Origin of the sequence: Streptomyces sp. NPDC052301 (assembly GCF_044593395.1) — a bacterium.
Lineage (GTDB): Bacteria > Actinomycetota > Actinomycetes > Streptomycetales > Streptomycetaceae > Streptomyces.
In genome coordinates this window covers 45639-60584 of sequence record NZ_JBIUBE010000007.1, presented here as the reverse complement: position 1 = coordinate 60584, position 14946 = coordinate 45639, and the positions used below count along the sequence as shown (strand labels likewise).

Annotated in this window: 14 protein-coding genes; 10 read left to right on the top strand and 4 right to left on the bottom strand. The window is 72.0% G+C overall.

The window, feature by feature from the left end:
* Positions 1–232: 232 nt before the first annotated feature.
* From ACIHEJ_RS20760 to ACIHEJ_RS20750, 3 genes are all read left to right on the top strand, one after another.
* Positions 233–1603 (top strand): peptidase C39 family protein, encoded by a 1371-nt coding sequence (locus ACIHEJ_RS20760; protein WP_400137682.1) that lies wholly within the window; start codon positions 233–235, stop codon positions 1601–1603.
* A gap of 103 nt (positions 1604–1706) precedes the next feature.
* Positions 1707–1853, top strand: a complete 147-nt coding sequence (locus ACIHEJ_RS20755; RefSeq protein WP_400137679.1) for an SCO1431 family membrane protein — start codon at positions 1707–1709, stop codon at positions 1851–1853.
* Between the two features lie 80 nt (positions 1854–1933).
* Positions 1934–2587: a TetR/AcrR family transcriptional regulator gene (locus ACIHEJ_RS20750; protein ID WP_400137676.1), complete on the top strand. Its 654-nt coding sequence runs from the start codon at positions 1934–1936 to the stop codon at positions 2585–2587.
* A 55-nt stretch (positions 2588–2642) separates the two neighbouring features.
* On the opposite strand, the gene ACIHEJ_RS20745 is transcribed toward ACIHEJ_RS20750, so the two are convergent.
* Positions 2643–3905 carry a glycoside hydrolase family 18 protein gene (locus ACIHEJ_RS20745; RefSeq protein ID WP_400137673.1) on the bottom strand — a complete coding sequence of 421 codons (1263 nt, stop codon included), beginning with the start codon at positions 3903–3905 and terminating at the stop codon, positions 2643–2645.
* A gap of 354 nt (positions 3906–4259) precedes the next feature.
* Between ACIHEJ_RS20745 and ACIHEJ_RS20740 the strand changes: the two genes are divergently transcribed.
* The 3 genes from ACIHEJ_RS20740 to ACIHEJ_RS20730 all read left to right on the top strand — a co-directional run bounded on the left by ACIHEJ_RS20740 (position 4260) and on the right by ACIHEJ_RS20730 (position 8001).
* The gene (locus tag ACIHEJ_RS20740; RefSeq protein ID WP_400137670.1) at positions 4260–5432 is read left to right on the top strand and encodes an acyl-CoA dehydrogenase family protein; all 1173 of its coding nucleotides are present in this window, start codon (positions 4260–4262) and stop codon (positions 5430–5432) included.
* Between the two features lie 341 nt (positions 5433–5773).
* Positions 5774–6874 (top strand): hypothetical protein, encoded by a 1101-nt coding sequence (locus ACIHEJ_RS20735; RefSeq protein WP_400137667.1) that lies wholly within the window; start codon positions 5774–5776, stop codon positions 6872–6874.
* A 23-nt stretch (positions 6875–6897) separates the two neighbouring features.
* Complete coding sequence (locus tag ACIHEJ_RS20730; RefSeq protein ID WP_400137664.1) at positions 6898–8001, top strand: phosphotransferase family protein; 1104 nt, start codon at positions 6898–6900, stop codon at positions 7999–8001.
* A 1-nt stretch (position 8002) separates the two neighbouring features.
* Here the strand turns inward: ACIHEJ_RS20730 and ACIHEJ_RS20725 are convergent, their stop codons facing one another.
* Complete coding sequence (locus tag ACIHEJ_RS20725) at positions 8003–8437, bottom strand: hypothetical protein (protein WP_400137661.1); 435 nt, start codon at positions 8435–8437, stop codon at positions 8003–8005.
* Between the two features lie 240 nt (positions 8438–8677).
* Between ACIHEJ_RS20725 and ACIHEJ_RS20720 the strand changes: the two genes are divergently transcribed.
* The 4 genes from ACIHEJ_RS20720 (at position 8678) to fxsA (ending at position 12796) form a co-directional block, all read left to right on the top strand.
* Positions 8678–9118, top strand: coding sequence for an Lrp/AsnC family transcriptional regulator (locus ACIHEJ_RS20720; protein ID WP_400137658.1), 441 nt, complete (start codon positions 8678–8680; stop codon positions 9116–9118).
* Between the two features lie 99 nt (positions 9119–9217).
* Positions 9218–10822: an amidohydrolase gene (locus ACIHEJ_RS20715; protein WP_400137656.1), complete on the top strand. Its 1605-nt coding sequence runs from the start codon at positions 9218–9220 to the stop codon at positions 10820–10822.
* Between the two features lie 535 nt (positions 10823–11357).
* Positions 11358–12155: a polyprenol monophosphomannose synthase gene (locus ACIHEJ_RS20710; RefSeq protein ID WP_400137654.1), complete on the top strand. Its 798-nt coding sequence runs from the start codon at positions 11358–11360 to the stop codon at positions 12153–12155.
* Positions 12156–12232: 77 nt separating this feature from the next.
* Positions 12233–12796: an FxsA family membrane protein gene (gene fxsA, locus ACIHEJ_RS20705; RefSeq protein ID WP_400137652.1), complete on the top strand. Its 564-nt coding sequence runs from the start codon at positions 12233–12235 to the stop codon at positions 12794–12796.
* Positions 12797–12903: 107 nt separating this feature from the next.
* Here fxsA and ACIHEJ_RS20700 read toward each other — a convergent pair whose 3' ends face one another.
* Both ACIHEJ_RS20700 and ACIHEJ_RS20695 read right to left on the bottom strand, forming a co-directional pair.
* The gene (locus ACIHEJ_RS20700; RefSeq protein ID WP_003977404.1) at positions 12904–13278 is read right to left on the bottom strand and encodes an RNA polymerase-binding protein RbpA; all 375 of its coding nucleotides are present in this window, start codon (positions 13276–13278) and stop codon (positions 12904–12906) included.
* A 266-nt stretch (positions 13279–13544) separates the two neighbouring features.
* Positions 13545–14891 carry an MFS transporter gene (locus tag ACIHEJ_RS20695; protein WP_400137649.1) on the bottom strand — a complete coding sequence of 449 codons (1347 nt, stop codon included), beginning with the start codon at positions 14889–14891 and terminating at the stop codon, positions 13545–13547.
* Positions 14892–14946 lie beyond the last annotated feature (55 nt).

Here is a 14946-nt window from a genome sequence, read left to right as displayed (position 1 = left end):
CGATGCGCCGGAAGCGGCGGCGGCGCGCCGATGACCGCGCGCTCGCAGCGGCGAACCGGTCGCCGTCCCGCTCTCGGCGGCACACCGGAAGGGGCCTGCCACTGGTTGAGACCAATATTCGTGGCGTGGCATACGCGGAAGTGCTGGCAGGGGCATGGCGGCTGCTCCATAGTTGGCCCACGACCGTGCACCGGACCCGCCCCGAATCGGACACCTGGGGGTAAGCGCGCCCATGAGCAGAGCCCGACAGCCCTCCCGCAGAACCGTCCTCACCGCCGCCGTCGCCGCGGCGGTGACCGCCGGAACGGTCCCCGCTGCCGCAGCCGCGCAGCGGACCGACCCCGGCGCCGACGACCCGGGCCCGGCACAGGCCCGGCCGATCGACTACCACGCCTGGACCACGTACCGCGAATGGCGCCTCGGCACCGCCCAGGGCGTCCGGGCCGTCTCCGGCGTCCGCCCCGGTGTCGTGATCGGCGCCCCGGCGGGCCGCAGCGACTACACCGACCCGCACACCGGAACGACGGCCACCTGGGAGTACGCCACCTGGACCGCCCCGGTCCACCGGCTTGCCGTGCCCGCCACCGAGGTCGTCGCCTCGTGGAACGCGCACACCCCCGACGGCACCTGGCTCCAGGTCGAGCTGCAGGGCACCTACTCCGACGGCACCGACACCCCCTGGTACGTGATGGGCCGCTGGGCGGCCGGCGACCAGGACATCAAGCGGACCTCGGTCGACGGCCAGAGCGACGGCAAGAGCACCATCTGGACCGACACCTTCGCCATCGACGACGCGAGCACCGGCCTGCGCCTGACGTCGTACCGGCTGCGCCTGACCCTCTACCGCAGGCCCGGCACCCGCCTGACGCCCACCGTGTGGCGGCTCGGCGCCATGGGCTCCGACATCCCCGACCGCTTCACCGTCCCCGCCTCCACCCCCGGCCTCGCCCAGGAACTGGCCGTCCCGCGCTACTCGCAGGAGATCCACAAGGGCCAGTACCCCCAGTACGACAACGGAGGCGAGGCCTGGTGCAGCCCCACCTCCTCGCAGATGATCATCGAGTACTGGGGCGGCCGGCTCACCCCCGAGCAGCTGTCCTGGGTCGACCCCTCCTACGCCGACCCGCAGGTCGACCACGCGGCCCGCTTCACCTACGACTACCAGTACGAGGGCTGCGGCAACTGGCCCTTCAACGCCGCCTACGCGGCCACCTACCACGGTCTGCAGGGCGTGGTCACCCGCCTCGCCTCGCTCGGCGACCTGGAGACGCTGATCGCGGCCGGCATCCCGGCCATAACGTCCCAGTCCTTCCTGAAGACCGAGCTGACCGGCGCCGGCTACGGCACCTCCGGCCATCTGATGACGGTGATCGGCTTCACCGCGGACGGCGACGTGATCGCCAACGACCCCGCTTCGCCGGGCGACGAGGCGGTGCGGCGCGTCTATCTGCGCCGGGAGTTCGAGAACATCTGGCTCAGGACCAAGCGGTACAACGCCTCCGGCAACGTCGCCTCCGGCACCGGAGGGGTCTGCTACCTGTACTTCCCGGCCCATCCGAGCCCGCGCCAGCGCAAGGCGCTCGCCGCGGTGGGTGTGCGCTGACCGTGTGAGCAAGCTCATCGCCGCAAACGCCGTCGCGGGTGGCAAGGTGGACGAACGAATGGGGGGATTTCCACTTGTACGTCCGACCTCTGCGAGAACCAGCATGACCGCACACCCGGCCACCGCCACCCGCGTCCGCGCCCGCACGGGCGGTCCCCAGGAAGACGGCCCGAAGATCCTCGAGCACCTCATGGGCTGGGTCCTCGTCGTGGTCGTCGCGATGTTCGTGACCCAGCTCGGCCTGCTCTGAACCGACGCCTTACGCGCGCGGCATGTTCTGACATACTGCGGTGGTCCCGCCGACCGCCTGGAACAGGGTCGACCTTGAACATGCCGCAGCAGCGTGCCGCCACCGGTCCCCGGGTGCGCGGCACCGAGCGCTCCGCCGCCCGTCGCGCCGAACTCATCGCCATCGGACGGAAGTTGTTCGCCGACACGTCCTACGACGCGCTGTCCATGGACGACATCGCGCGTCAGGCGCATGTCGCCAAGGGGCTGATCTACTACTACTTCCAGTCCAAGCGCGGCTACTACCTGGCGATCATCCAGGACTCCGTCGCCGGCCTGGTCACCTTCGCCGCGAGCTCGTCCGAACTGCCCGCCGTGGACCGCGTCCACCGCACGATCGACAGCTACCTGCGCTACGCCGAACACCACCAGGCCGCCTACCGCACCATCGTCAGCGGCGGCGTCGGCTTCGACGCCGAGGTGCACGCCATCCGGGACAGCGTGCGCGAGGCGATCATCGACACCATCGCCGCGGGGGCCTACGGCCGCAGCGGCATCTCCCCGCTGGCCCGGATGGGCCTGCTCTCCTGGGTGTGCAGCGTGGAGGGTGCGGTCCTGGACTGGATCGACCGGCCCGAGCTGCCCCGGGACACCATGCGCGAGCTGCTGGTGAAGACGCTCGGCGGAGCCCTGCGCGCCGTCGAGGAACTGGACCCGGCCCACCCGGCCCCGCAACCGGCCCGCCGGGACGCCTGAACACGAGGGAGCGGAGGCTCGTGGTCCTCCGCTCCCGGTCCCCCGTTGCCAGGGGCTACTTGATGGCCTTGATCAGCTCACCGTTCGCGGTGTCGCCGCTCAGCTCCCAGAAGAAGGTGCCGCCGAGGCCCTGCTGGTTCTTGTACGTCATCTTCGTGGCGATCGTCCCCGGGGTGTCGTAACTCCACCAGTTGTCGCCGCACTTGGCGTAGGCGGTGCCGCCCACGGTGCCCGTCGCCGGGCACTTGGCCTTGAGCACCTTGTAGTCGTCGATGCCCTGCTCGTACGTGCCCGCCGCCGGGCCGGTCGCCGTGCCGCCGGGCGCCGCCTGCGTCACTCCGGTCCAGCCGCGCCCGTAGAAGCCGATGCCGAGCAGCAGCTTGGACGCCGGGACGCCGAGGCCCTTGAGCTTGGCGATGGTCGAGGAGGTGTCGAAGCCCGCCTTGGGGATGCCCGGGTAGGAGGTCAGCGGGGAGTGCGGCGCGGTCGGGCCGGTGGCGTCCCAGGCGCCGAAGTAGTCGTAGGTCATGGGGTTGTACCAGTTGACGTACTGGGCGGCGCCCGCGTAGTCCGCGGCGTCGATCTTGCCGCCGCTGGTGGCGTCCGCCGTGATCGCGGCGGTGACGAGCGCGCTGCCGCCGAACTTGGAACGCAGCGCCGCCAGCACGTTCCTGAACGCTTCCCGGCCGCTGGTGTCGCAGGTGTTGCCGCAGGCGTTCGGGTACTCCCAGTCGATGTCGATGCCGTCGAACAGGCCCGCCCACTTGGAGTTCTTCACCAGGTCGTAGCAGGACTGGGCGAAGGCGGAGGGGTTCTTCGCGGCCTCGCCGAAGCCGCTCGACCAGGTCCAGCCGCCGAAGGACCACAGGATCTTCAGGCCCGGGTGCTTCTTCTTCAGCTTCAGCAGCTGGTTGAAGTTGCCGCGCAGCGGCTGGTCCCAGGTGTCGGCGACGCCGTCCACGGACTCGGCCGCGGTGTAGGCGCGGTCGGTCGCCGCGTAGGAGTCGCCCATGGCGCACTTGCCGCCGGTGACGTTGCCGAAGGCGTAGTCGATGTGGGTGAGCCGGGCCGCGGAGCCCGAGGTCTCGACGTTCCGCACGTAGTACTTGCGGTCGTACGTGCCCCATTCGGTGAAGTAGCCGACGACCTTGGAGCCGGCGACCTTGGAGCCGGCGACCTTGGAGCCGGCCCCGACCTGGGGCACGGTCGGAGCGGCGGCGGTCGCGGTGCCCGCGCCGGCCAGCAGTCCGGCGCCGAGAACGGCGGTACACGCGGCCGACAGGAGGGCCCGTATCCGGGAGCGGTGGGGTGAGTGCATCGGGTGTCTCCTCGTGGGGGGAGGGGAACGCGCGCCGATTGGCATGAACGCGGTAAAGCGTTGGTCATGCACAGTAGGAGGACTAGACCAGTTGGGTCAATGGTGCGGACCAATTTCGGGATACCGGAAGCCGGTGTTCCGCAGCCTCGGGCGCTCCGGACTGGATTCTTGAAGTAAGCGGTCGTTAACTGGTGACTGGAGGTCGCCGATCGGGCATACTCACAGCGCACAGCCGCTGGTCAGCAGCTTCCGAGACCCGGGAGCAGCCCCTTCGGCGAACCGGAACGACGAGGCGGAGCCGCCCCCACCCCACGGGCCACCGCCAGCGCCCGAAACAGGGAGGAGACCGACGCCATGTCCGACCGCGACCCGCAGCCGGTGGAGCGTCAGCTGCCGACGGAAGAGGCGAGAGACCTGCTCGCACTCGTCCGCGAGATCGCCCAGCGCGAGATAGCGCCGAAGGCGGCCGAGGAGGAGGACGCGGGACGTTTCCCGCGCGAGGTCTTCACCCTGCTCTCCGAATCCGGCCTGCTCGGCCTGCCCTACGACTCCGAGTACGGCGGCGGCGACCAGCCCTACGAGGTCTACCTCCAGGTCCTGGAGGAGCTGGCCGCGGCCCGGCTCACCGTGGGCCTCGGGGTCAGCGTGCACACCCTCGCCTCCTACGCCCTCGCCACCTACGGCACCAAGCAGCAGCAGGTCGAGCACCTGCCCGCGATGCTCGGCGGCGGACTGCTCGGGGCGTACTGCCTCTCCGAGCCCTCCTCCGGCTCCGACGCGGCCTCCCTGCGCACCAGGGCCGTCCGGGACGGCGACCACTGGGTGATCACCGGCACGAAGGCCTGGATCACGCACGGCGGGATCGCCGACTTCTACACCGTCATGGCCCGCACCGGCGAGGACGGGCCGCGCGGGATCACCGCCTTCCTCGTCCCCGGCGACGCGCCGGGCCTCGGCGCGGCGGTGCCCGAGAAGAAGATGGGCATGAAGGGCTCACCCACCGCCCAGGTGCACCTCGACGGCGTCCGGGTCCCCGACGACCGGCGCATCGGCGAGGAGGGCCAGGGCTTCCCCATCGCCCTGTCCGCCCTGGACTCCGGGCGGCTCGGCATCGCGGCCTGCGCCATCGGCGTCGCCCAGGCCGCGCTGGACGAGGCGGTCGGCTACGCCACCGGGCGCAGGCAGTTCGGCCGGCCCATCGCCGACTTCCAGGGCCTGCGCTTCATGCTCGCCGACATGGCCACCCAGATCGAGGCCGGCCGCGCGCTGTACCTCGCGGCGGCCCGGCTGCGCGACGCGGGCAAGCCGTTCGCCAAGCAGGCCGCCATGGCCAAGCTGCACTGCACCGACACGGCCATGAAGGTCACGACGGACGCCGTGCAGATACTCGGCGGCTACGGCTACACCGCCGACTTCCCGGCCGAGCGCTACATGCGCGAGGCCAAGGTGCTGCAGATCGTCGAGGGCACCAACCAGATTCAGCGCATGGTCATCGCCCGTCACGTGGCGGGACCCGAAGGTCGCTGAACTGCCCCGTGCGGACCGTCGGGGCCGCCAGCCTGATCCACTCAGGATCGTGGCGGCCCGGCAGGGTGCGGCCCCGGTCGGCCCACACGCGCATCAGGTCACGGTAGATCGGCGGGTCCTGGGGCGCAGGCGGCGGAACCGATTCTGCGGGGCGCGGCACGAAGATGCGGCGCTGACGCCCGGTGGCCGAGTACATGGGGGTCATGCCTGGGCAACGCGCCGGCGGGCGGACAGGTCACCGCCCGGCGGAATCGCGCGTCAGTCCAGACGCGTCCGGTTCCCTCTCTGGTCACCTGCGGTCGGCTGACGTACCGTCAGCTGACCGTTCAGCAGGGGGTGCCATGGCCGACGACCGTCCCGTACCGCTCGACGAATACCCCGTGCACCAGGTGCCGTTGTCCATGAAGCACGTGGCGACCGGGGACCGCAACGCCTACGACCGCTGCATCTTCCACGTCCTCGACCACGCCGGCCGCGCCCTGCTCATCCTCGGCCTCGGCGTCTACCCCAATCTGGGCGTGATCGACGCCTACGCCACCCTGCGCACCGGCGAGACGCTGCACGCAATCCGTGCCTCGGACGCCCTGGGCGAGGACCGCATGCGGCTCACCGTCGGCCCGCTGCACATCGACGTCCAGCAGCCGCTCCGGCGTCTGCGTCTGACGTGCGCGGACGACCACCTCGCCTACGACCTCACCTGGACGGCCGCCTTCCCCGCCCTGTGGGAGCCGCACCACCTGCAGCGCAGGGGCGACCGGCTCACCCTGGAGGGCCGCCGCTTCGTCCAGGCCGGCACGGTCGAGGGCCTGATCCGGGCCGGGGGAGAGGAGTTCCGGGTCTCACCGCGGGACTGGACCGGCACCCGGGACCGCAGCTGGGGCGTGCGGCCGGTGCCCGGCGAGGACGGCGGACGGCTCGCCACGGACCACCCCGCCGAGGGCTTCCACTGGATCTGGTGCCCGGTCCGCTTCGAGGACCGCTTCCTGATGGTCGTCGTCCAGGAGGACGCCGACGGGCACCGCTCGCTGAACGACGCCACCCTGGTCCGCCCCGGCCACCGCGACCGCCAACTGGGCTGGCCCCGGGCCGAGATCGGCTACCGGTCCGGCACCCGGCACCCCGAGCGCGCCGTCATCCACCTCGGCGACTCGCGCGAACCGCAGGAGCTGGAGGTCGAGGTGCTCGCTTCCTCCCCGCTGGCCGTCGGCGCCGGCTACCCACCGGCCGACGACTGGCAGCACGGGACCTGGCGGGGGCCGGGCTGGGTGGACCGCCGTACCTACGACATGAAGGCGCCCCACCCGCTCGCCGCCTACGGAGTCACCGACCACTCCGCCCGCTTCCGTCTCGACGGCCGGACGGGCCACGGCATCTTCGAGCACGGCTCCTTCGGACGGCACGACCCGAGCGGCTTCACCGGCTTCGACTCGTCCGCGCCCTGAACCGCGACCCCGAGGAGGGCGAGATGGCCACGGCACCGCGTCCCCGCACCACCACCCGCGACCCCGAGGACCTGGCCCGGCGCCTCACGGCCTGGCTCGGCGCCCGGCTGCCCGGCGCCCGGGCCGGCGGCGTCACCGTCCCGGCCTCCAACGGGATGTCCAGCGAGACCCTGCTCTTCGATCTCGAGCACCCCAGCCCGCCCGTGCGCTCCTGCGCGCTGCGGCTCGCGGCGGACCCCGCGGCGTACACCGTCTTCCCGGAGTACGACATGGCCCGCCAGTACCGCACCCTGCGCCTGGTCGCCGAGCACACGGACGTCCCCGTGCCCCGGGTGCTCTGGCTGGAGGAGGACCCCGGCCCGCTCGGCGCGCCGTTCTTCGTCATGGAACGGGTCACCGGACGTGTCCCCCCGGACGTCATGCCGTACACCTACGAGGGCAGCTGGCTGCACGCCGCGAGCGACGTCCAGCGGGAGCGCCTGGAGGCGGGCAGCGTCGGGCTGTTGGCGCGACTGCACGACCAAGTGCAGGTGTCCGAGGCCGAGTTCCTCACGCTGCCCGGCGAAGGAGACGCCCTGCGCCGGCACGTGAGCGCCCAACGCGCCTACTATGCCTGGGTGGTCGACGGACTGCCCCGCTCACCCCTCATCGAGGCCGCGTTCGACCGGCTGGAGGAGCTGTGGCCGCGCGAGCCCGGCGCACCCGTCCTCTCCTGGGGCGACGCACGCATCGGCAACGTCGTCTACGACGCGTTCGAGCCCGTCGCCGTCCTCGACTGGGAGATGGCGGCGCTCGCCCCGCGCGAGGTCGACCTCGGCTGGATGATCTTCCTGCACCGCTTCTTCCACGACCTCACCGTCGGCTCCGGCCATCCGGGCCTGCCCGGCCTGCTGCGCCGCGACCGCGTCGAGGCACGCTACGCGCGGCTGACCGGTCACACCCTGCGGGACATGGACTTCTTTCTCCTCTACGCCGCCCTGCGGCACGCGATCGTCATGCTGCGCATCGCCTACCGGCAGGTGCACTTCGGGGAGACCGCCGTCCCCGCGGACCCGGACAGGCTGATCCTGCACCACGACACGCTGCGGGCCATGGTGCAGGGCGGTGACCGGGAAGCGGTGGGGTGACTCAGGCCGCCTGGCGGCGCATCGCCGGCACGCGCATCGGGCGCGAGCCCGGGCCGCCGGCGTGCGAGAAGGGCTGCGTCCGCCAGTCCAGACCCTGGGGCAGCGTCAGCAGCAGGGCGGTGTCCTGCTCCTGCGGCTCGGACGACTCGTCCGCGGGGCGGGCGTCGGCCGCCGCACGGCCCGTGCCCGCACAGACCGTGAGCCCGAACGGGTTCCACGGCGAGGCGCACAGCGCGTGCTCCGGCAGGACCTCCTCGTCCGCCAGCAGCGCGATCGGCTGCGCGCAGTCCGGGCAGATCACCCGATACATCTCGAAGGTCTCGTAGGCGTCCAGTTCGTCGTCGAAGGCGTCGGGTTCGACGCCCTCCGGCTCGGGCTCGACGACCGGCTGCTGACGCTTGGACGCGGATCGACCAGGGCGCTTGACACTCTGCATGGGACTCCCCCTAAGGCTGGGCCGTGAAGGCGCTGCGGCCTCGACCACACCAAGCATTTCCCGCCCGCTCTCGGGGGTAATCACGAGAGCATCACGGAGCCCGTTCGAAGTGTGTGGCATTCGTCACATGCCGTGCGCAGGGGCCCCCGGGGCCCGCTGCGGTGCTTTTTGTATCGAACCGGCCATGACCTGCGGTCTCGGCTATCCGAGGAGATCAGGCGCCCTGTAGGTTCTTGCGTCATGGAGGAGCTGGACCGTCAGATCGTGCAGCTGCTCGTCAAGGACGGGCGGATGAGCTACACAGACCTGGGCAAGGCCACGGGCCTGTCCACGTCGGCCGTGCACCAGCGGGTGCGCCGGCTCGAACAGCGTGGCGTCATCCGCGGCTACGCCGCGGTGGTCGACCCCGAGGCCGTCGGGCTGCCGCTCACCGCGTTCATCTCGGTGAAGCCGTTCGACCCCAGCGCACCCGACGACATCGCGGACCGTCTCGCAGACGTCCCCGAGCTCGAGGCCTGCCACAGCGTCGCCGGCGACGAGAACTACATCCTCAAGGTCCGCGTGGCCACCCCGCACGAACTCGAGGAGCTGCTGGCCCGGCTACGCAGCCTGGCCGGGGTGTCGACCAGGACGACGGTGGTCCTGTCGACACCGTACGAGGCGCGGCCGCCGCGGATCTGAGCCGGCGGCCGCCGCGGACGCCGGGGCCCGCACCGCCGGGCGCCGTTTCCAGGTGCCCCAGGTGCGGCCGCGCCCCCGTGGCAGGGGAAACTGTCGGCTATGAGTGAGCGCACCGCCGAGCCCCCCAAGACCGTCCTCCTGCGCCGCGGCGAGGTGCACAGTCCGGCCGACCCCTTCGCGACGGCGATGGTCGTCGAGGCGGGGCACGTCGCCTGGGTCGGCTCCGAGGGTGCCGCCGACGCCTTCGCCGACGGCGTGGACGAGGTGGTCGACCTCGACGGCGCCCTGGTCACCCCCGCCTTCACCGACGCCCACGTCCACACCACCGCCACCGGACTCGCCCTGACCGGCCTCGACCTGTCCGGCGCCCCCTCCCTGGAGGCGGCCCTCGCGCTGGTCCGTGAGTTCGCCGCCGCCCGCCCGGACGACCGGGTCCTGCTGGGCCACGGCTGGGACGCCGCCCGCTGGCCCGGCGGGCGCCCGCCGACGCGGGCCGAACTGGACGAGGCCACCGGCGGACGCCCGCTGTACCTGTCCCGCATCGACGTGCACTCGGCCGTGGTGACCTCGGCACTGCTCGACCTCGTGCCCGCCCTGGGCCCGGTCGACGGCCCGCTCACCGCCGACGCCCACCACACCGTGCGCGAGGCCGCCCTCGCCGCCGTGACCCCGGCCCAGCGCACCGAGGCCCAGCGCGCCGCCCTCGCCCACGCGGCCTCCCTCGGCATCGGCTCGGTGCACGAGTGCGGCGGCCCGCAGATCTCCTCCGAGGACGACTTCACCGGCCTGCTGAGGCTCGCCGCCGAGACACCCGGGCCCCGGGTCGTCGGCTACTGGGCCGAACAGAACGTCGACAAGGCGCGGGACCTGGGGGCCGTGGGCGCCGCGGGCGACCTCTTCGCCGACGGCGCCCTCGGCTCGCACACCGCCTGCCTGCACGAGCCGTACGCCGACGCCGGCCACACCGGCACCGCCTACCTGGACGCCGACGCCGTCGCCGCCCATGTCGTCGCCTGCACCGAGACCGGCCTCCAGGCGGGCTTCCACGCCATCGGCGACGCCGCCGTGACCGCCGTCGTCGAAGGGGTACGGGCCGCCGCGGAGAAGCTCGGCCTCGCCCGGATCCGCGCCGCCCGGCACCGGGTCGAGCACGCCGAGATGCTCACCCCCGAGACCGTCGCAGCCTTCGCCGAGCTGGGCCTGATCGCCTCCGTGCAGCCCGCCTTCGACGCGCTGTGGGGCGGCGAGGAGGGGATGTACGCCCGCCGTCTGGGCCCCGGGCGGGCCCGCACCCTCAACCCCTTCGCCGCCCTGCTCCGGGCCGGCGTGCCCCTCGCCTTCGGCTCCGACAGCCCCGTCACCCCGCTCGACCCGTGGGGCACGGTCCGCGCCGCCGCCTTCCACCACACGCCCGAGCACCGGGTCTCCGTGCGCGCAGCCTTCACGGCGCACACGCGTGGTGGCTGGCGGGCGATCGGACGCGACGACGCGGGGATCCTGGTCCCGGGCGCGCCCGCCGACTATGCCGTCTGGCGGACCGACGAACTGGTCGTCCAGGCCCCCGACGACAGGGTGGCCCGCTGGTCGACCGACCCCCGTTCCGGCACCCCCGGCCTGCCCGATCTCACCCCGGGCCGCGACCTGCCGGTCTGCCTGCGCACCGTGGTGGGCGGGCGGACGATGTTCGTACGGCCGGGCGAGTGATCTCCCGGGGTGGCGCGGCGGCGACGGTCACCGCCCGCCGCGTCGCCCGACCTGCACATCCTCCCCCCGCACCGCATCCGAGTGACTGTTTGCACAGGTCAGGCCACTGTTGACAGTCGACGGCCGGGGGCCGGTAGGTTCGGCCGAGTCCACCACCGGACCCCGACCGGGGAGCGTTCACGCAACTCGTCGCGGCGCCGCTGGGTCAGGGACGGTGTGCCGCACCGGGGCACCGTCGCTGGGAGCCAGGCTCAGCGCCCGCGCCGACGAGGGAACGTTACGGCCGGTCGGAAAGGTGTGACCCGGGTGGGGCCCGGGCGCTCAGTAGACAACGGCTTTCGGTCGATCCGCAGCCAGCGGGTCCCAGGTCGGCCCGAAGGGCGCCGGGGCCCCCATCCGTAGCGGCGAAAAGGTACCGAAAGACGATTCTTACCCCACTCTTGTGGAATCGACACCACCGTCCGCACGAGCCGTCACGTCTTACCAGGCGGCGGCCACTATGGTGGAGCCCTGAGTGCGACCAGAAGGGGCAGCAGTGAACGACGGCGACGGGACCGGAGCGGCCGAGGTCCAGGGAAGGCAGTTCGGTCCCCTCGGCACGACCTTGGTGATCATTCCGACCTACAACGAGTCGGAGAACATCAAGACCATCGTCGGCCGGGTGCGATCGGCCGTGCCCGAGGCGCACATCCTCGTGGCCGACGACAACAGCCCCGACGGCACGGGCAAGCTCGCCGACGAGCTGGCCGCCGAGGACGAGCACGTCCACGTCATGCACCGCAAGGGCAAGGAGGGCCTGGGCGCCGCGTACATCGCGGGCTTCCGCTGGGGCCTGGAGCACGGCTACGGCGTCCTGGTGGAGATGGACGCCGACGGCTCCCACCAGCCCGAGGAACTGCCGCGCCTGCTGACCGCCCTGAAGGGCGCCGACCTCGTGCTCGGGTCCCGCTGGGTGCCGGGCGGGCGGACCGTGAACTGGCCCAAGTCCCGCCAGTTCATCTCGCGCGGCGGCAGCCTCTACTCCCGCCTCGCCCTCGACCTGCCGCTGCGCGACATCACCGGCGGCTACCGCGCCTTCCGCCGGGAGACCCTCGAGGGCCTGGGCCTGGAGGAGGTCGCCTCGCAGGGCTACTGCTTCCAGGTCGACCTGGCCCGCCGGGCGGTCAAGGCCGGCTATCACGTGGTCGAGGTCCCGATCACCTTCGTCGAGCGTGAACTCGGCGACTCCAAGATGAGCAAGGACATCCTCGTCGAGGCGCTGTGGCGGGTCACCGCCTGGGGCGTCGGGGAACGCGTCGGCAAGGTCACGGGCAAGGGCCGCCGGACCTCGTAGTCCGCCGCCGGTGTCTCCCGTCGCCGGCTGATCATCCCCTTATCCCGCGCTGAGCCGCGCCCAGGCACACTGGGAGCATGACGACTGGCGCTCCGACCTCTCCGTACACCGCCCGGCAGCGACGCTCCCGGCTGCGCAGGTACCTGCCGCTGGGCATCGCCGCGTGGCTGGTGCTGGAGATCTGGCTGCTGACCGTGGTCGCGGGCGCGGCCGGCGGCCTCACCGTGTTCCTGCTTCTGGTGGCGGGCGTCGTCGCCGGGTCCGTGGTCATCAAGCGGGCGGGCCGTCGCGCCTTCCAGAGCCTCAACGAGGCGATGCAGCGGGGTGGCTCGCCCGAGCGCGGCGGGGGAAACGGCCTGATGATGCTGGCCGGCCTGCTGCTGATCATCCCGGGCCTGGTCTCGGACGCGGCCGGCCTCCTGCTGCTGCTCCCGCCGGTCCAGAAGGCCGTGAGCCGTTACGCCGAGAGCGCCCTGGACAAGAGGCTGCGCAGGTCCGCTCCGGGCAGCCTGGGCGACGCGTTCCAGCAGGCCCGCATGCACCGGCCCGACGGCAAGGTGGTGCAGGGCGAGGTCATCCGGGACGACCGGGCCGGGCAGGGGGACGCGCAGGGGGAGCAGCGGCCGCCGCTGACGCGCTGAGGGGCCGGGGAGCGACCGGCTCGACGCATCGGGCGCGGACACGGACAACACGACACCGCGGGCGCCGTACGTGAGATCACGTACGGCGCCCGCGGTGTCGTGCAGCGTTATGCGGACTTGCGGCTGTCCCGAGGGTGAACGGCGATGTTCATCGCCCCCGAGCGCAGAACCGCCAGGCGTTCCTCGAGGACCTCTTCGAGCTCCTCACGGGTGCGCCGCTCCATCAGCATGTCCCAATGGGTACGCGCGGGCTTGGCCTTCTTCTCCTCAGGGCCGTCGCCGTCGACCAGGAGTGCCTGGGCCCCGCAGACCTTGCACTCCCACTCCGGCGGGATCTCCGCCTCGACCGAGAAGGGCATCTCGAAACGGTGCCCCTTCTCGCATGCGTACTCCACGGCCTGGCGCGGAGCCAGGTCGATACCGCGGTCCGTCTCGTAGCTGGTCACCACGAGGCGGGTACCGCGAAGAGCTCGCTCACTCATGAATCGTGCCTCCCGGGCTTGTCGCCCACAGGACAGGTGTCGCTGTCGTCGTCATCCGGTCAACGTCCGGTCGGCGGTAAAGATTCCCGTTCCGGGTCATGCGTCGCCGTCGTAGCCGCCCCTTGTTCTACCCACAGGCGCCCGGTTTGTCACATCTGCTAGCAGATGTCACCCAGCGTTTCGGCATCTTTGACGCGCAGTAACGGTACGCCTGGCAGGCCAAACGCGTACACTACCGCCCTTTCGCGTTGAACGCTAAATCGGTACTAGATCTTTTCCGGAACCGGGTTGCCCGCTTCGCCGATCGCCCTCCGCACCGGGACCCGGGCGAGCAGGGCGAAGCCGATGACGAAGAAGGCCACCAGCGAGACGATGGCGGAGCGATAGCTCCCGGTCAGCTGATAGGTGATGCCGAACAGCAGCGGCCCGAGCCAGCTCATCCCGCGGTCGCTCATCTCGTACGCCGAGAAGTACTCGGCCTCCTTCCCCGGCGGCACCAGGTGGGAGAACAGTGACCGCGACAGCGCCTGGCTGCCGCCGAGGACCAGCCCGATCCCGCCGGCCAGCACGAAGAACCACACCGGTGCCCTCGCGGGCAGGAAGTAGCCGGCCGCCAGGGTGACGGTCCAGGCCACGAGCGAGCCCAGGATCGTCCGCTGGGCGCCGTACGCCCGGGCCAGCCGCCCCATGGCCAGCGCGCCGGCCACGGCCAGCACCTGGACCAGCAGGACGGCCACGATGAGCGTCGACTGCCCGAGCCGCAGCTCCTCGGAGCCGTAGACCGAGGCCTGCGAGATCACCGTCTGGATGCCGTCGTTGTAGATGAGGTACGCCAGCAGGAACGCCAGCGTCAGCGGATGCCGGCGCATGTCCCGGACCGTCGCCGCCAGCTGCCGCAGCCCGGGTGCCGTGGCCCCCGCCACGCGCGCGTGCCGGTCGCGCAGTCTGCGCAGCGGTACGAGGGTGAAGGCGCCCCACCACAGGCCGGCCGAGGCGAGACAGATCCGTACCGCGGCCGTCTCGGACAGGCCGAAGGAGTCGTGCGCCGAGTACAGCACCAGGTTGGCGACGAGGACCGTGGAGCCCGCCGCGTACCCGAAGGCCCAGCCGCGCGAGGAGACCGCGTCGCGCTCCTCGGGCGGGGCGATCTGCGGCAGGTAGGAGTTGTAGAGCATCATCCCGACGGACTGTGCCGCGTTCGCCACGATCAGCAGCACCCCGCCGAGCAGATACCGGTCGCCGTCCAGGAAGAACAGGCCCGTGGTGGCCGCCGCGCCGGTGTACGCGGCCGCCGCGAGCAGCGGCTTCTTCCGGCCCGTGCGGTCGGCCGCGCTGCCCACGAGCGGCATCACGACGACGGCCAGGACCACCGACAGGGACACCGAGTAGGCGAAGAAGGAGCCCGCCCGGACCGGGACGCCCAGCGGGTGCACATAGCCGTCGGCGTCCGCCGCGTGCTCGGCGACCGAGGTGAGGTACGGGCCGAGGAACACGGTCAGGACGGTCGTCGAATAGACCGAGCACGCCCAGTCGTAGAAGTACCAGCCGCGCTGCTCGCGCCGCAGACCGGCGGTCTCGTCCGCCGCCGGTGTCCGCACGGTCTCGGTGTCCACCCGTGCCCTCGCTTCCCCGCTCAACTGCGAAGGCTCGGCCGGGGCGCCCGGGTGC